Genomic DNA, 16,148 nt, shown 5'->3' on the forward strand with positions numbered 1-16,148 from the left:
GCCCCCGAACCGTACGTGCAAGTCTCCCTGCATACGGCTCTCCACTGGTAATATCAGTTTATTTGTCATGGGCATGAATTTTTGCATTACAATGTTTGCATACAGCCAATGTCTTACGCCATTTCTTAATCATCAGTCGGTGCCATTCAGTATCGGTATTTATACCTCTGAGTTTACGGACTTGATACATTATGGTCTTGACATTGGTTGCTCCACACAATTCACATTTGCGCTCCATAAGTCTCTCCGCAAGAGTAGGGAAAGGAAGTACAAATGTGTTAGGTAGATTATCGCAGGTTGCGTCTTTGTCCGGCTCTTGCCTCGCAAAGCCATCATTATAGAATATTCGGAACTTGGTTTCTCCTTTCTTTGCTTGGTAGGGTATCGCCAAGTCATGGTCTCTTCTGTACTTTCGTATAACCTTGGCAGTTGATGAATTTAGTTTCTTTGCCAAAGTTTTGCAGAAACTATATCGCATTATGTAACCGAATTTACTTCCTGCATAAGAGATGTTGTCCGCAATCCTATAATATTGGTACAAACCTCTGATTTCAGTTGTATAGCGTGCGCAGATTGTAGCAGGGTCTTCTTTGGTCAGGTAATTGCGTGGCATGGCATACCAAATTTCCTTTCCATTGATTACCCTAAGTTCCATTGCTTTCAGTTCCAATAATTTCTTTTGGACTGTGGCAATAGGCAGAGTCAGCATTATGCGTCCGCTGAACGGTCTCTTCAACCATCCCAGCTTATTTCGCTTCATGGCCTCGGATTTTCTGATAGAGATTTCATACCCAAGAAACTTTGCAGAATCCTGTGCATTAGTGATTAAGGTCTTTTCTTCGGATAATTCAAGTTTTAGCTTGTCTCTCATGAAGTTTGTAAAGTCCTCTTTCATTCTTGCGCAATCTGCTTTACTACCAATTACACCGATTAGAAAGTCATCGGCATATCTGATATATTTAAGTCTCTTGTAGTTACTATCCATTGCCATAGATGCCGGCACTCTCCGTGTCTTTGCTTCCATCTCTTTCAGTTGTGTCAGCAACTCACGTTTCGTGTCTTCATCAGTGGCGTTTCGGATAGCCTTGCGTAATCTTACAGCCTTTCGACTATAACTTGCGTGGAGTGGGTTTTCCCGCCTTTTCTTACCCTTGTCAAAAGATTCCGCATATTCACGCATGTATTTGTCGAACTTATCAAGGTATATATTAGCCAAGATAGGACTTATTATCCCTCCTTGAGGAGTTCCCGAATACGTCTTGTGAAATGTAAAATCTTCGATATAGCCTGCCTTTAGGAATTTCCATATCAGTCGAAGAAATCTTTCATCTGATATGCGCTCACGAAGAGTTTCAATCAGAATATGGTGGTCAATATTGTCGAAGAATCCTTTGATGTCACCTTCGATAAACCAATTCGCACCAGTGAAAAGAGTTTGGATGGAACGCAAAGCCGTATGACAGCTTCTTCTTGGTCTGAATCCATGCGAGGTGTTCTCAAAATGCCCCTCATAGACAGCTTCAAGAATAAGTCTAACGACCTCTTGCACCATCTTGTCTTCAATTGATGGGATGCCCAATGGTCTTTTCTTCCCATTCTTTTTAGGTATATAGACTCTTCGGGCAGGCGTTGGCATGTAACTTTCATCCTTTAGCGCAGCTATCAGATGTCCTATTCTATCAACACTCATTCCGTCAATGGTCTTGCCGTCTGAACCAGGTGTCATGTTGCCCGGTTTCGCATAAATGCGCTGGTAGGCTACATAAAACATTTGTTCATTGAATAGGATGCGGTACAACCTTTCGTACTTGTAATGCACATCTTTGCTATGTGCAGATAAACTGTTTAATATGGTCTCTGGATTTCTCATACGTCTCACACGTTATCGTTTGACAATATTAAAATTACCGAGCTGTTCCCCTTTGCCATGTACGTGGCTTTCCCACGCTCAGACTACTACGGGAACTCCGTTGCCATGCGGAGTTTTCAGAGCCTATGCTCATAGCCTTTCGGCATCTCCGTGTAGGCAATCCCCATTTAGTGGTCTTGATAACTTGGCTTGACAGACTGTCGGATGCAACGTACATCCTTTTCCGTTCTCTGACGGATATGTCGCAGTAAATTCCTTGCCCATCACTCCATTCAATAAGCGTGGGTACTGCGAGGCAACGTATGTAACTGCTTTCCGTTGCCACCTCTACATTAGTCATAGGACTATTGTTCAACCAATCAGGCTTCATCCTTGTGTCTGTCTTTTCCCATAGCAATTCAGTCGCAGTTTAGCAATTAACTGACTTATCGCATTACCGACATGCTTCACTCCCCGTTTGGTTTCCCATTCGGATAAGTCGGTATGGGATAGGTTTATAAATTGGAATACTAACCTAATCACTTGCCAAAGTGATTATTATCAAGCCCCTATTATGGGCGCACTGAATGCGTAGAATGAGCCATCCTCACAGATGACACTCATATTGGTCTCCGTCTCAAACTCACGGACGGCAGCCTTTACACGCAGCACATTCTCCGCATCGTCAGCTTTCCCAGCAATAATGTTTTGCGACCCGAGGTCTACATAACGTATAGCTGCAGGAAAGATGAGATGCACCGTCTTTTCAAACGTGACCTCCAGCCCGTAGGGCAATACGACCCGCCCATTCGGAATCGATCGACTCATCCCTTGGTAAAGGTCTCCGCTACTCAGTAGTTGATTGTTTTCCTCCACTTGTTGTGCCATAGCGGGGAGCGTTATCGTAGCACAAACTACGATAGATAAAATCCATTTCTTCATAAGTATATCAGTTGTTATTGTTAGAGTTCTAAAAGCTTACTTCGTCTGTACAAGGAATAGTCTATATCCCCCTTTAAGCGTCACCTTAATCGTGCGGAGCTTCTTCTGTAGTAGTTGTCCAGCTCCCTGCATTACTCCTCTAGTCACCTCGGAGATGATTTGGTCTTTAGCCGATGAGGAAAAGGTGAAAGAGGTTCCCATCGATCCCCCGACATTTGCCCCCATCTCCTTGAGCGCTGACACCTCATCAGAGCCAGGAATATAGACTCCCATCTGTCCGTCTGTATCATAGGCAGATAGTTTGACCGGCAGAATGCGACCATTCACCTCTATGCTCTTAATCAGTAGCTGCATTCGGTTGCCATCTATCTTAGCTTGTGCCATCAAGATACTATGCTTCGGGATTGATGTTTGCTGCACGCGAGCGGTCTCCAGTAGGCGAAGAGCAACGTAGTCACCCTCTTTGAGGGTCGTTGTTTTGTCCACCACTACGCAAAGGGTATTGCGCTCGCCAGAGAGTGCGGAGCTATTAGAGAGCGAATGAAAACTCATATTCCGCTCCTTAGCTCCGTACATCTCCATAAACTCCTCGTCACTCATTGGCTGGTCCAGTGCTGAGACCAACGGCTTGTGGTCAGCTATTATCTCCATGGGAGCCTCGTCCTTGGTAGCTCCATCGCTAGGCGGAGAGACCATCTGAGACTGCTCACCCATAGGCATAGCTCCATGGGCAGAAGAGGCACCAGCTGCGGGCAAGTACTTAGCCGCCATTTGGTAGCTCTTCTCCATAAGAGCTAGTTGCTTAGCTTCCTCGTCATCGTCTTGTTGGCTAAGCTCGTGCAGTTCACGTCTGAGGTCATCAATCTCCTGTTGCATAGCTTCTCGCTCCTCCTCATAAGGGTCAGAGCCGTAGAAGTCCGCTAGCAAACGGTTGTTCTCCTCGTAGCGTTGCATCGAAGACTCAATCTTATTGCCAACGACCGCCTCCTGCGGGTCGCTCTCAGACGAGTTTCCCTCCTGCTGAAAGTACTCCGCCAGTCTCCCCACCTCCTCACGAGCTTGCTCCTCTTGAGTTGTATGGTCAACTAGTTCATAGGCTTTGAGTTTATTCTCCGTAAGCTTTTCGGTCGTAGCTTGTGGTATGTTGTCATTCAACCCTTCACCAGCGTCCGTTTGCTCCTTAGTGGCGGGTGCAAATATAAACCACATAGCAAGGGCAAAGATAATCCCAAGCCCTGCGAAGACTAACACCTTCTTCAATTGTTCTTTCTGTTTATGCTCCATAGTTACTAATCACTAAATGTTCCATTCTCTTGACGTAGGTTGTATCCCTCTGTATCGGGCTGTCCACCAGCTCTCCCATAGGGATAGGTGGCATCTCCTCACGGTGCGGGAGGAAGAACTGTGCCACCATCCAGATTGAGCAGACTAGGTAGACGAAACTTAGTCCGTAGACAATAATCTGTCGCTGTCTGTTCGTTAGCATATTGCACCGCTCTCTTAACCGTACCTGCCCTCTCAAATAGCTTCTTCTGAGGGTAGGTCTACTTCTCCGCTTCATAGTCTTATCGCTTGTAAGTTTGGATGTCACGATTCTCTCGTACGAGGAAGTGCTCCATCAGAAACCCTTGCGGATTGTTGTCCGAGCGAACTGAGTTTTGTAGCGAGCAACTAGTCACCAAGCTCCGCTCCGTGACATTGCTCTGTCGGATAATAAACTGCCGAGCAAAGGTGGTTACTTCGTAGGGATAAGAGTCAAAGTCACACCGTATGGAGTCAATCTCTATACGTTGGTTGACATTGCCCGAGATAGCTCGATTGTAGTACCCCTTCTCCGCTAGATCCTTGTAGTAGTTAAAGGCGGACTTGTCGCATAGTTGGAAAGCACGCTCCATATTCTTCTCGATAGCATCCTTGTCGGGCGCAATCGTGAAGAAAAGCTCGTGAAAGCGTCTTACATGCTCTCGAGCCTCCACTGGGCGGTTCATCGAAGCGTCTTGGCTCAGAGCCAGCATCAGAGACTTCCCTTGGTCCAGTACGTACACCTTCTCACGCTGCTTCTTAGCAAAGCTGTACGAAGCATAGACCGCATAGCTACTGACCGCTATACAGACTATCGCAAAGATGATAGCGTAGAGCCTAATCTGCTTGAAAGAGGTCTCTATGTTTGTGAGTGATTTGAATTCCATATTCCATTATTCTAATTGTCTTATATCTAAAAACTTCTGAGGGGTAGTCTAGTGCCAATGCGCCTTGGCACTGTAGTGCCATACGGGTGAAACTCTAGTGCCAACCCCACTTGGCACTGCAGTTTCATACGGAGGAAACTGCCGTTTCATAGGTAAGAAACTCTAGTTTCATAGGCAGGAAACTCCAGTGCCATGGGTAGGAAACTGTAGTGCCACACGGCAGGCACTACGATTACTTCCCCAGCTGCTACATTGACGCACATAGGAGGAGCTAATCCTACCCACCTGACCGTCATACGACCGTCACGTGGTCATCGCATCCTCATCAAGCGTGTCATAGCCACCCTTCGGCTGAAGGGACGCTATTTGCCCTTGATAAGAGCCCCTTTGATACGTCCGCCTACGTTACCAGCTATAGATCCAGTGGCACCAGCTACTGCCTTACCTCCCGTATAGGCACCCTGAGCACCTCGTTGCGCCGTCTGATTGACATTGCGTCCGTATGCCCCGATACCACCACCAGCCTCTATAATCCAGCCCGCTACCGTAGGAACACAGAAGTACCCCACGATACCAATCAGAAAGAAGACAATGTAGTACCAGCTACCCGAGTCAGGCAGATAGTTGGGGTCACTCAATGCTGCAATATCCTTCTGCACCATCAACACCTGTATCTTTGTGAGGAGAGCAGAGAGGACAGAGCTCACGGGTAGCCACAGATAGACCGATATGTAGCGTGAGAACCAAGCTGTAAGCGACCCCGACAAGCCATCCCAAACCGCAATACCAAAGACGATTGGTCCCAGTATGCTCAGCACAATAAGAAAGAAGGTCCGGAGCGTATCAATAATCAGAGCAGCTGCATGGTATAGCAACTCTATGAGGTCATGGAGTTGCTTCATCAGCCACTGCTTTGTTTTGTAAGCAGCACGCTCGGCATACATTCCAGCGATGGTCACCGCATCGCTCGGCCCGATGATCCCCATCTCCTCTATCTTTTGGTCAAAAGCTTCATTGGAAACCAAGTAAGCCGTCTCGGGGTTACGGAGATAGGCAGCCTCTTGTAGTTTGTCACGCTTAGCGATCAACTTGTCTAGTTGTACCGTCTGCTTATTGACCATTCGCTCTGTACCTTGTACTACAGGAGAGAGAATCGTATTCATCGTACCCAGCACAATCGTTGGGAAGAACATAATACAGAAGCCCAGCACAAAAGGTCTCAGTAAGGGGAAAAGGTCAATCGGCTCGGCACGAGACAACGAAGACCACACCCTGACGGCTACATAGAAGAGCGCTCCTAATCCCGCAATCCCTTTGGCAATGCCCGTCATCTCTCCACAGAGAGGCATCATCTCCTGATAGGTGGAGCGGAGTAATTCATGTAGTGATGCAAAGTCCATAGATCCTAACGGCTATCTTTACGTAGATGGTCTTACCAATATCGGCTCTCTGGATTTCCATAAAGCGCTTTGACCGATGCCAGATCATTCTTCTCGTGAGCACGTACATAACTCACGGAGATATTCTTTCGGGTGTAGTAAGAAACAATCGATCGATACTCACGTAGTGTCGTATAGATGCGGTCTATCATCTGCATACGCTCGCTATCATTCATCGAGAACACCTTGCTCTTAGCTACAGACTTGAGCTCTTTAAGACTCTCGCCACTCAGTTCCAAAAGCTTGGCATAGCCAGCAGCCATAGCAGCTAGCTCTGTGGGGCGGAAGTTTGGGTCCGCTAGCATCTTCTTGTAGGAGGTTACATAGATCTCTGATATGTCTCCCACCATTAGGATGCACTCCTTCACCTTGTAAGCATCGCCTATAAGGTTGTTCACCTGCTTGAGTGCATCGTAGTACTTCTTGGTGTCGTTGTACAGTTTCTCCACCTCCTTAAAACCACTTAGCGTGTTTTTGACCGTCTTCGAGGCGGTGGCAATCTCCTTAATGGAGTTAGCTATGTTGCCAGCAAAGTTCCCAGGGTCGGTAACCACCCACTGAGCGTGAGCTTGAGGGATAAATAGGCTCATTGCAAAGAGAGCCATCAGCAGATACTTTTTCATTGTCACTAGGTATTTGATCGTTACTATTATTGCTTATCTCTTTTCTCTATGGCGAGTTGTCGGATGGCCGACTCAATGTCTCCTCCCAGCTGCTCCGCACGTTGCATGACTTCCAGCTTCTCTCGCTCCTCTGTCGTATAGGTGAGATACTCCTCCATACTCACCTCTGTAGCATAGACGGCACTCTGCATACCTCCCAGCCCGACCCACACCTCTTTGTAAAGTCGGTGAGGATCGTTGTTCTGATTGATTGAGAGGATTTGGCTCTTCTCCTTTTCGGATAGACCCAGCATCGCCTGGATGCCATCAAACTTGGTCATGTACTTACGCTGGTCTAGTAGGATCTTGCAGTCAGAGTTGTTGATGATACTCTCCTTCACTACGGGTGAAGAGATGATATCGTCTACCTCCTGCGTCACCACAATAGCCTCTCCGAAATACTTTCTGACCGTCTTGTAGAGATACTTAATGTAGTCCGCCATATTCTCCGAAGCAATCGCCTTCCAGGCCTCCTCGATGAGGATCATCTTGCGGATACCTTTCAGTCGGCGCATCTTATTGATAAAGGCTTCCATGATGATAATGGTCACCACGGGGAAGAGGTCTTTATTGTCCTTCACTTGGTCAATCTCGAAGACGATAAACCGTTTAGAGAGCAGGTCTATGTTCTTATCCGAGTTCAGTAGGAAGTCGTAACGCCCACCTTTGTAGTACTGCTTGAGCGTAGTCAGAAGGTTATTGATATTGAAGTCTGAGAGCGTCACCTTGATATCTCGTTGCTCCATATCCTTACGATAGACATCTCTAAGGTATTCGTAGAAGCTATTGAAGTTCGGGACAATACTAGCATCTGAGCAGATGAGTTCGATATAGGCATTGACAGCAGAGCCCAGCTCTCCAGCCTCAGTCTTGGTGACCCGCTCATCGGCACTCTTCCAAAGCGTCATTAGTAGGGTGCAGATACTCTCCCGCTTCTCTACATCAAAGAACTTGTCATCCGTATAAAAAGGATTGAAGGAGATAGGATGGTCATGGGTGTAGGTGAAGTAGACTCCATCCTCCCCCTTTGTCTTACGATGGATTAGTTCGCACAACCCTTGATACGAGTTACCCGTATCGACCAAGAGGACATGTGCCCCCTGCTCGTAATATTGTCGTACCATATGGTTCGTAAAGAAACTCTTACCACTGCCGGAAGGTCCCAAGATAAACTTGTTGCGGTTGGTAATGATTCCTTGCTTCATCGGCAGATCAGATATGTCAAGATGTATCGGCTTTCCTGATAATCTGTCTGCCATCTTAATCCCAAAGGGTGAGAGCGAGTCCTTGTAGTTGGTCTCTGCCGTGAAGAAACAGAGAGCCGGCTCAATGAAAGCGTAGAAAGACTCTTCTGCGGGAAAGTCACCAGCATTACCCGGGATAGCCGCCCAGTAGAGGGTCGCTGTATCAATGGTGTTGTGTCTAGGACGGCACTCCATCAAGGCAAGGGCAGAACCCACATCATTCTTGACTTGTCGTAGCTCCTCTTCATCGTCACTCCATGCCAAGACATTAAAGTGAGCTCTAATGGAGGTGAGTCCCTGAGAGTGTGCTGTGTTGAGATACTCCTGTATCCACTCTTCGTTGATTTGATTGCTACGGCTGTAGCGTGCTAGAGAGTGCATATTCCTAGCTTGCTTCTCAAAACGCTGCAAGTTAGCCTCGCTATCTTCAATGAAGAGGTATTGATTGTAGATATGGTTGCAGGGGAGCATCAGCCCCACTGGAGAGGCAAAGGAGAGGCGGCAGTCTGAGCGGTCTGTTGATAATCGCTCATAGCGACCATCGGTACTGACCGTAGTGGGTAGATCATCCGTATCAGAGAGCGTATGTAGGCACAGCATATTGTCTCCCACACGTACAAGGTCTGCTCCCAAACGTATATCCTCCAATGTGCCGTGCCTGCTATCTGATAGAGAGAAGTAGCGATCTAATAGAGCAGCTTGCTCCCTAGAGCCAACCAGCTCATCCTCGCTCATTCGAGCCAGCTTTATCAATTCGGATTCATTGATGATGCGTTCGAACTGATCCACAGCCTCCATAAACTTCACCATCTCCTCCTCGTTGGTAATCTCTTTAGGTAGTAGATGACCTCTACAAAGCGTTGAGAAGTTACTCTGCTGTGCCATACGCTGTCTATTGCTCTTCGTGATAAAGAGGTAGACGGTATGGTTTAGATAGGGTCGCTCATTGAAGTGTCTCTCAGAGGCACGAGCGAGAAAGCTCAAAGGCTTTTCTTGACCACGCTTGCAAGTCGTATGGTAGCACTCCTTGATGAACCAATCTTGCTTGTGGACGATCGTGAAGTTGGGTAGAACCTTGATTGCTTTATGCCAAGTAGAGTGCATCGTCTCATACTCTGCAGATGTGACTGTAAAAAGCTCGGGTAGCTCCACTCGAAAAGCAACCGTCACATCAGCATCCTTACTGACAATGCACCCATGCTCTACACTCAGCAAGGGGAACTTTGACTCTAAGGTGGTTATCTTGCTTCTGTTTCTCATCATCTAGAGCTATTGAGTTGGTGAAAAAGCTGATAGACCGAACGGCGGTTCAAGAGATACCTCGGGTGTCTTCTTATAGCTCCTCGCTTCATCAATCCATATTGACCATACTTGCGATTCATGGCGAACGTTTGCCACACCACAACGGTGGCACCCACTACGCCTATGCCCAAGCAGATGATCTGACTGATGCCACAGAGATAGAGAATCACTACAAGGATGAAGATGCCCAGTAACCCTCCTGCAAATAAGAAGAGGTAGTGAGCCTTCAAGCCCTTGAACTCCACCGTCCGACCGACTCCTTTATTTACTTCCCAACTAGCCATTAGAGGAAGAAGCTACGCAGGATGGTAGCAGCTACGATGAGGAAGATACAAGCTCCGAACCAGCTTGCAGCTGTCTTGCTCGTATCGGGGTCTCCTGAGCTAAACTTATTGTACACCTTGACACCGCCTATCAAGCCCACCACTGCCCCAATGGCATAGATGAGCTTGGTGGCTGGGTCAAAATAGGAAGTGACCATCTTGGTCGCTTCGTTGATGCCCGCCATACCATTGCCTTGGGCAAAGGCTGTCGCACCTGTCATCATCAAGGTCAGGGCAAGCATCGCTAGGCGTTCCTTGCTAATCATTCGTCTGTTCATTGTCTGTCGTTATATCAAGTTGTTAAAGAATAATCTTGCTGTTCTATTGTTGGGTTACAAGTAGTAAGAGAGCGGTTTTTCTTCTTCTCCCGCCTCTGCCTCTACTTGGGAAGGTGCGGGTTCCTCTTCTAGCTCTTCAGCTTTCCGCAGGGCTGCAAAGAGATTGCGGTGAGCTTCCTCCACTTGTAGCGTATACTCTTTGAGCCGATCCATAAGCTCCGTTCCTCGTAAGGTGCGGAGCGTCTGGCACACCTCCTCTTCATTTTCATTAGTCAGTGAATCCTCTTGCTTACTCCATTGGCTAATACGAGATAAATCTCTTGCTAGGATGGCGGTCGGGGAGAGTTCGGGCAGTGCCTCGCTGGCAATCTGTAACTCCTCCCGCAGGATGCTCTCCTCATCTGGATCCTCCATTGTGTAAGCGACTTGTATCTCGTTTTCTGCCTCAGGGATAGTTTCGCTTTCCGCTTCTAAAGGCTCTGTAGCGTCATCTCTGGGAGTTGATTTATCACTATCTAACTCTGCAAATGTAGCGGGATTATCGACCGCTTTTTCAGACGAGGAACTCTTAGGAACCATTGGGAAAGATGAGGAAACAAAAGGCTTGCTCTTGCCGACTAATTCGTCTCTCACAAGCTCCTTACGCTCTTGATTGGAGTCTGCTTTTTCCGTCTTCTCTTTCTTGGCTGTAGCCTTTCTTATAGAGTTTTGCTTGGAGCTGTTCAAAAGTCTCCGCCAATATGTGATGCCAAAGATCACCCAAACAATCCCTAATAAGAGCAGTAAGCATCTCAATGTCTCTTCAATCATAGGTCAATAGTTTTATCTCGTCTCCGCTGAGAGGCGATTTGGTTCAATAGCTCCTGGTGCGTTTTCAAGTGATCCAGTATGATGTTCTCAATATAGCTTGTGATGGAGGTCTCTACACGGAGGTCACTCACCACATTCCGAAGTAGCTGTAGCACTTCTGTATGAATGCTGAAGCCAGACTTGTTGCGTCCGTCTCGTACAGATGTCAGGAAACGCTCTTCGTACGCTGCAAACTCTAATGTCAATGAGCAACTCCTAGGAGTAGACTTCTTTTTAGAGCTGTGACGCTGAGATGCTTGAGAAGAGGTGGTCGGAATAGAGGCTGTTGTCTCCTCGGTCTCTGAGACGGCATTACACTCCGCTTCAAGCGTTGGATTCTCTTCAAGCGTTGGTTCTTCATCCAAATCTATCGGCTCATCAAAGTCTGGGATATTATCTGCGGTACGCTTGGTGACCCCTATATTTGCCATCTCTCTCATCTTTGCTTGGAGCAGTCGCTCTCGCTGTTCTTTAAGTGAGCTCATACGCTTGTACCTTTTTGTAGACCTAGTTTCTGCATCACCTCTTCTACCCATTCATCCACACCTGTCTGAGGGCGTAGCGTGGTAGCTGGAGGTAGGTAAGAGCAACGAAAGACTCCCTTGACACCCCCTTGAGCTAGCTCACGACTGAAGCGAACGGAATGGTAGATACGAGCATCTAGGATCTTCAAGCCCTGCTCTTGGGCATGCTGACTGAACAGGTCGATGACCATAGTGCTGGCACTGCGATTTACTTTGTTCCAAAGCAAAAAGAGATCTTGGATTTGAGACTCTGCAAAGCCTACACCTAGCTCTTGGATTGTCTTGGCATAAGCAAAGCTTGATGCCAACGATTGCGGGTCCGCCTCTATGGGGGAGATGATATAGTCCATCATAATGGATAGCTCCATCATAGCACTGGTAGCTACATGACCAGGGAAGTCGAATATGACGAGTTGGGGAGCTATCGGTGCTTTACTCAAGTACTGCTCTGTATTGCTTATTGCCTGCTCTAGATTACTTCGGATAATCTGGTAAGACTTCTTCCCATATTGGGCAAGTCGCTCGTGGAGTGCCTTCCCTATATCTGGGGAGGTTCCAATAAGATCTCTGTCACGCTCTCGGAGCTTGAAAAATGACTCCTGCGTGCCATCGCAGTCCACTACGACAAGAGGGATATCCTTCTCGTAGTATAAAATAGATGCTAGCACTTCGGCTAGCGTACTCTTACCGACTCCTCCCTTTTGAGAGGCGAAGCCTAAGTAAAGCGGGCGGTTGTTTGGTCTGTCCATATCGTTCTTTGGTTACTACTTATGTTATAAGCCTATGGGGCGATTGTTTCACTCTAAATCTGACTCAAGAATTAGGGCTCAACTTTACTATTGACTTAACTCAAGAGTTAGGTTTTGACTTAACTCAAAATTGACTTAGCTCAAGAGTTGGGTTTTGACTTAACTCAAAATTGACTCAGCTCAAGAGTTCGGTCTTGACTCAACTCAAAATTGACTTAGCTCAAGAGTTAGGTTTTGACTTAACTCAAGATTGACTTAACTCATGACTGATTTTGGTTGCAAAATAACTAGCTCTTAACCTAAGTCTCAACCTCTAGTGAAGTATGAGGAAAAGGAGTGAAATCATAGGAATATCGTTTATAGTGAATTAGTTACAAGGTCGCTGTAACTTTGCAGGCAGATAGAAGTCGTGGAGCTTTTCTCCCCGAAGTAGACACCCCCGTGGGGTGGATACTTCATCGTATCACTTCTTGATATTGGCAAGGTGTGTCTTTGTCCGACAAACTCCGTTTCTGCCGACAAAGACCCTTGCCCCGAAGGGGAGAGAATTACTCCAAAGTCGTAATTAGATAAGGATAAAAACAATGAATGGAAAGATAGAACGATGGGACAGATGGGATACGCGTCTTCCCAACCCGAAAGACCAGCAACGAGCGATTGACTTGTTCCATAAATCAGGTGCGGAAACGAAGTCCGATTTCGTGCGAGCAAGGATATTGGGAGAGCATTTCAAGGTGATAACGGTAGATAAGTCTGCTGTAGAGTACTATCGTAAGCTCTCCGAGTTGACTGCCCAGATACATAAGATAGGCGTGCTGTATAACCAAGCTGTACGAGCCATCAATAGCTATCATAGCGTGAAGACTGCTCAGATACTGCTTGAGAAGCTAGAGCAACTGTCAGCTCAGATTATTGCTTTGCAGGAGCAGGCTATCTCTCTGACCATTGATTACCGCAAGTAATGATTGCCAAGATTTCAGCAACGGAGAACCTCGGGGGTGCACTCGGCTACAACTTCAAGAAGGTGAATAAGAAGGAAGCTACACTCCTACTGGCACATGGCTTGTACCAAAACAGAGCCGGCGAATATACGATGTCGGAGGTCCTTGCAGATATGCAAGCATTGATACCCGAAAAGTGTCGAACAAAGAAAACGGTCTTCCATTGCTCGCTCAATCCGCATCCAGATGAGAAGCTGTCCGATGAAACGCTCTCGCAGATAGCTAAGGAGTATATGGAGGCTTTGGGCTATGGCAAGCAACCCTACATTGTGTTCAAGCACAATGATATCGCCCGTGAGCATATACACATCGTATCGCTAAGGGTAGATGGTGAAGGTCGAAAGATCAATGACAAGTTTGAAGGCAGACGAAGCAAGAAAATTACGGATGCGCTGGAGAAGAAGTACCATCTAATTCCCAGCACAGAGATTACAGATAAATCGCTACAAGAGCTCTCAAAGGTGGATATGGCAAAAGGAAATATCAAAGAGCAGGTAGCATCTATAGCTCGTTCTGTTCTGAAGCATTACCGCTTCTGTTCGCTGGGAGAACTCAATGCCATTCTTTCTCACTACAATCTTGCCGTGGAAGAAGTCAAAACAGAGTTTCGAGGGAAGAAGTACGATGGACTGGTCTATGTACCGACTGATGATAAAGGCGATAAGGTCAGTACACCCATCCATGCCTCGGAGATAGGTCGTGGTGTGGGCTATACAGCCGTGCAGAATAGGATGCAACAATCTAAGCAAGCTATCAAGCCACTGATACCAGCCGTAAGGGAGAAAGTTTTACAAGTAATGCGTACTTCTCCCCAGACAGAGGAAGCACTGCGACAACGATTGGAGGAGCAAGGTTTGCGAATGGTTATCCGAAAGAGTGAGAGCGGGCGTATCTATGGTATTACGTTCATAGACGATGCGAATGGCATTGCGCTCAATGGCTCCCGACTAGGCAAGGGCTACTCGGCCAATACATTTAATGCCTACCTCTCCAATCCGACCTACAATCCATTTATGGATGAAACATTGTATGGCATTTCTTCCTCTCAATTGAAAGAAGAAGTCCCAACTATTCAACCGTTACAGTCAGATGCGGACGAGGGAGACAACCTTGTTGATGAACTGGTAGATGACATTGTCGGTGACCTTCCACTCGGTAGTAGCAATGATGATTGGAAAGAGGCGGCTTGGCAACGGAAACTTCGCAGGCAGAGCAAGGTTCATCTCAGACGAAGGAAGAGGTAAGTCAAGGCAGGGTATGATAAATAAGACGGCATCGCACTCTTCACGGAGGAAATCAGAAATAGAGACGGAGGAAAAAAGAAATCTCCACGGAAGGACAGAGTAATAGTTCGGAAGAATGAAATCAAACTTCGGAAGAATGGAATGAAACTTCCGAGGAAATAGATCGCCCCTCCGTGGAAAATAGAAAATGGTCACGTAAGTATCTACTGTTTTCTCTGTGAAGATACAGTTCAGTGAAAAGAGAAAGCAGCGAAGCCTACGCATTTGACTTTGATGAAATAGTGATTAGACAACGATTAAACAACAGATAATTATGGCACAAGAAGATGATTTGAGAGCATTGGGCAAGATTATGGACTTTATGAGAGGGATCTCTGTACTGTTCCTGCTCATCAACTGCTACTGGTTTGCTACGAAGCATTCCACACTTGGGGCTTGACGCTCTCGGTACTCAACAAGATTCTGATGAACTTTCAACGGACAGCAGGGCTCTTCTCCTCAATTCTCTGGACGAAGCTCTTTTGTGTGCTGTTCCTTGCCCTTTCTTGCTTAGGAACTCGTGGTGTAAAGGAAGAGAAGATTACTTGGGCTAAGATTTGGACGGTACTGACTATCGGCTTTGTGCTATTCTTCCTCAATTGGTGGCTGCTGGCACTTCCGATTGGAGTCGTTGGTGCAGCTTCGCTCTACATCTTCACAGTCTCTGTGGGGTATATCTGTCTGCTGATGGCTGGCGTATGGATGAGTCGCTTGCTGAAAAACAACCTTATGGACGATGTGTTCAATACAGAGAATGAGAGTTTCATGCAAGAGACGAGACTGATGGAGAACGAGTACTCGGTCAATCTGCCGACACGCTTTTACTACAAGAAAAAATGGAACAAGGGTTGGATTAACGTAGTCAATCCCTTCCGTGCCTCAATGGTACTCGGCACACCCGGTTCGGGTAAGTCGTATGCCATCGTGAATAACTACATCAAGCAGCAGATTGAGAAAGGCTTTGCGATGTACATCTATGACTACAAGTTCCCAGACCTATCGGAGATTGCTTACAATCACTTACGAAATCACCTTGATGCTTATGAGGTGAAGCCCCAATTCTATGTGATTAACTTTGATGACCCACGTAAGAGTCATCGTTGCAATCCGATTAACCCTGCTTTTATGAGCGACATCTCCGATGCGTACGAATCGGCACATACAATTATGCTTAATCTCAACCGCTCGTGGATTCAGAAGCAAGGTGATTTCTTTGTGGAGTCTCCAATTATCTTGCTTGCAGCTATCATTTGGTTTCTCAAAATCTATGAGGGTGGAAAATACTGCACCTTTCCACATGCTATTGAATTCCTCAATCGTCCCTACGCTCAAATATTCCCTATTCTGACTTCATATGACGAGCTTGCTAACTATCTCTCTCCCTTTCTCGATGCTTGGGAGGGTGGAGCTCAAGATCAGTTACAGGGGCAGATAGCATCAGCGAAGATTCCTTTGTCAAGAATGATTTCTCCCGCCTTATACTGGGTGATGACGGGCGATGACTTCTCTCTAGA

General features: G+C 46.8%; 14 protein-coding genes and 2 pseudogenes. 3 read left to right on the forward strand and 13 right to left on the reverse strand.

Features of this window, described 5'->3' with window-relative positions; translation table 11 throughout:
• Positions 1-58 precede the first annotated feature (58 nt).
• From HMPREF2890_RS00530 to HMPREF2890_RS00590, 13 genes and pseudogenes are all read right to left on the reverse strand, one after another.
• Positions 59-1,870 (reverse strand): reverse transcriptase/maturase family protein, encoded by a 1,812-nt coding sequence (locus HMPREF2890_RS00530; protein ID WP_070463969.1) that lies wholly within the window; start codon positions 1,868-1,870, stop codon positions 59-61.
• Positions 1,871-2,431: 561 nt separating this feature from the next.
• Positions 2,432-2,737 (reverse strand): annotated as a pseudogene (locus HMPREF2890_RS00535) (DUF4138 domain-containing protein); the annotation flags it as partial.
• Between the two features lie 90 nt (positions 2,738-2,827).
• Complete coding sequence (gene traM, locus HMPREF2890_RS00540) at positions 2,828-4,075, reverse strand: conjugative transposon protein TraM (RefSeq protein WP_070463970.1); 1,248 nt, start codon at positions 4,073-4,075, stop codon at positions 2,828-2,830.
• Positions 4,065-4,352: a hypothetical protein gene (locus tag HMPREF2890_RS00545; RefSeq protein WP_025884388.1), complete on the reverse strand. Its 288-nt coding sequence runs from the start codon at positions 4,350-4,352 to the stop codon at positions 4,065-4,067. Before HMPREF2890_RS00545 ends, traM begins: the two co-directional genes overlap by 11 nt.
• Positions 4,353-4,356: 4 nt before the next feature.
• Positions 4,357-4,980, reverse strand: a complete 624-nt coding sequence (gene traK, locus HMPREF2890_RS00550) for a conjugative transposon protein TraK (RefSeq protein ID WP_004330615.1) — start codon at positions 4,978-4,980, stop codon at positions 4,357-4,359.
• 362 nt (positions 4,981-5,342) lie between these two features.
• Positions 5,343-6,380: a conjugative transposon protein TraJ gene (traJ, locus tag HMPREF2890_RS00555; RefSeq protein WP_025884381.1), complete on the reverse strand. Its 1,038-nt coding sequence runs from the start codon at positions 6,378-6,380 to the stop codon at positions 5,343-5,345.
• Between the two features lie 32 nt (positions 6,381-6,412).
• Positions 6,413-7,042 (reverse strand): DUF4141 domain-containing protein, encoded by a 630-nt coding sequence (locus HMPREF2890_RS00560; protein WP_004330928.1) that lies wholly within the window; start codon positions 7,040-7,042, stop codon positions 6,413-6,415.
• 26 nt (positions 7,043-7,068) lie between these two features.
• Entirely contained in the window at positions 7,069-9,585 is a 2,517-nt protein-coding gene (locus tag HMPREF2890_RS00565; protein WP_070464006.1) for a TraG family conjugative transposon ATPase, read from the reverse strand.
• Positions 9,585-9,911, reverse strand: coding sequence for a DUF4133 domain-containing protein (locus HMPREF2890_RS00570; RefSeq protein WP_013760809.1), 327 nt, complete (start codon positions 9,909-9,911; stop codon positions 9,585-9,587). The genes HMPREF2890_RS00565 and HMPREF2890_RS00570 overlap by 1 nt, the downstream gene beginning before the upstream one ends.
• A complete protein-coding gene (locus HMPREF2890_RS00575) occupies positions 9,911-10,216 on the reverse strand; it encodes a DUF4134 domain-containing protein (protein WP_004330933.1) in 306 nt (101 codons plus the stop codon). Before HMPREF2890_RS00575 ends, HMPREF2890_RS00570 begins: the two co-directional genes overlap by 1 nt.
• Positions 10,217-10,282: 66 nt before the next feature.
• Positions 10,283-11,038, reverse strand: a complete 756-nt coding sequence (locus HMPREF2890_RS00580; RefSeq protein ID WP_004330932.1) for a hypothetical protein — start codon at positions 11,036-11,038, stop codon at positions 10,283-10,285.
• Entirely contained in the window at positions 11,035-11,562 is a 528-nt protein-coding gene (locus tag HMPREF2890_RS00585; protein WP_004330935.1) for a DUF3408 domain-containing protein, read from the reverse strand. The genes HMPREF2890_RS00580 and HMPREF2890_RS00585 overlap by 4 nt, the downstream gene beginning before the upstream one ends.
• Positions 11,559-12,350, reverse strand: a complete 792-nt coding sequence (locus HMPREF2890_RS00590) for a ParA family protein (protein WP_004330929.1) — start codon at positions 12,348-12,350, stop codon at positions 11,559-11,561. The genes HMPREF2890_RS00585 and HMPREF2890_RS00590 overlap by 4 nt, the downstream gene beginning before the upstream one ends.
• 584 nt (positions 12,351-12,934) lie before the next feature.
• Here HMPREF2890_RS00590 and HMPREF2890_RS00595 point away from each other — a divergent pair.
• The 3 genes and pseudogenes from HMPREF2890_RS00595 to HMPREF2890_RS00605 form a co-directional block, all read left to right on the forward strand.
• Positions 12,935-13,312, forward strand: coding sequence for a plasmid mobilization protein (locus tag HMPREF2890_RS00595; RefSeq protein WP_025883348.1), 378 nt, complete (start codon positions 12,935-12,937; stop codon positions 13,310-13,312).
• The gene (mobB, locus tag HMPREF2890_RS00600) at positions 13,312-14,595 is read left to right on the forward strand and encodes a conjugal transfer protein MobB (protein ID WP_070463972.1); all 1,284 of its coding nucleotides are present in this window, start codon (positions 13,312-13,314) and stop codon (positions 14,593-14,595) included. The genes HMPREF2890_RS00595 and mobB overlap by 1 nt, the downstream gene beginning before the upstream one ends.
• A 313-nt stretch (positions 14,596-14,908) precedes the next feature.
• Positions 14,909-16,148 (forward strand): annotated as a pseudogene (locus HMPREF2890_RS00605) (YWFCY domain-containing protein); the annotation flags it as partial.

It is taken from the genome of Porphyromonas sp. HMSC065F10 (genome assembly GCF_001808555.1).
Taxonomy (GTDB): Bacteria; Bacteroidota; Bacteroidia; order Bacteroidales; family Porphyromonadaceae; genus Porphyromonas_A.

What these genes read in the sequence shown, in the direction of transcription:
- HMPREF2890_RS00530 (WP_070463969.1), bottom strand. Translation starts at nt 1,870, where the DNA reads ATGAGAAATCCAGAGACCATATTAAACAGTTTATCTGCACATAGCAAA.
- traJ (WP_025884381.1), bottom strand. Translation starts at nt 6,380, where the DNA reads ATGGACTTTGCATCACTACATGAATTACTCCGCTCCACCTATCAGGAG.
- HMPREF2890_RS00570 (WP_013760809.1), bottom strand. Translation starts at nt 9,911, where the DNA reads ATGGCTAGTTGGGAAGTAAATAAAGGAGTCGGTCGGACGGTGGAGTTC.
- mobB (WP_070463972.1), top strand. Translation starts at nt 13,312, where the DNA reads ATGATTGCCAAGATTTCAGCAACGGAGAACCTCGGGGGTGCACTCGGC.
- HMPREF2890_RS00560 (WP_004330928.1), bottom strand. Translation starts at nt 7,042, where the DNA reads ATGAAAAAGTATCTGCTGATGGCTCTCTTTGCAATGAGCCTATTTATC.
- HMPREF2890_RS00580 (WP_004330932.1), bottom strand. Translation starts at nt 11,038, where the DNA reads ATGATTGAAGAGACATTGAGATGCTTACTGCTCTTATTAGGGATTGTT.
- HMPREF2890_RS00545 (WP_025884388.1), bottom strand. Translation starts at nt 4,352, where the DNA reads ATGAAGCGGAGAAGTAGACCTACCCTCAGAAGAAGCTATTTGAGAGGG.
- traM (WP_070463970.1), bottom strand. Translation starts at nt 4,075, where the DNA reads ATGGAGCATAAACAGAAAGAACAATTGAAGAAGGTGTTAGTCTTCGCA.
- traK (WP_004330615.1), bottom strand. Translation starts at nt 4,980, where the DNA reads ATGGAATTCAAATCACTCACAAACATAGAGACCTCTTTCAAGCAGATT.
- HMPREF2890_RS00585 (WP_004330935.1), bottom strand. Translation starts at nt 11,562, where the DNA reads ATGAGCTCACTTAAAGAACAGCGAGAGCGACTGCTCCAAGCAAAGATG.
- HMPREF2890_RS00565 (WP_070464006.1), bottom strand. Translation starts at nt 9,585, where the DNA reads ATGAGAAACAGAAGCAAGATAACCACCTTAGAGTCAAAGTTCCCCTTG.
- HMPREF2890_RS00590 (WP_004330929.1), bottom strand. Translation starts at nt 12,350, where the DNA reads ATGGACAGACCAAACAACCGCCCGCTTTACTTAGGCTTCGCCTCTCAA.
- HMPREF2890_RS00595 (WP_025883348.1), top strand. Translation starts at nt 12,935, where the DNA reads ATGAATGGAAAGATAGAACGATGGGACAGATGGGATACGCGTCTTCCC.
- HMPREF2890_RS00575 (WP_004330933.1), bottom strand. Translation starts at nt 10,216, where the DNA reads ATGATTAGCAAGGAACGCCTAGCGATGCTTGCCCTGACCTTGATGATG.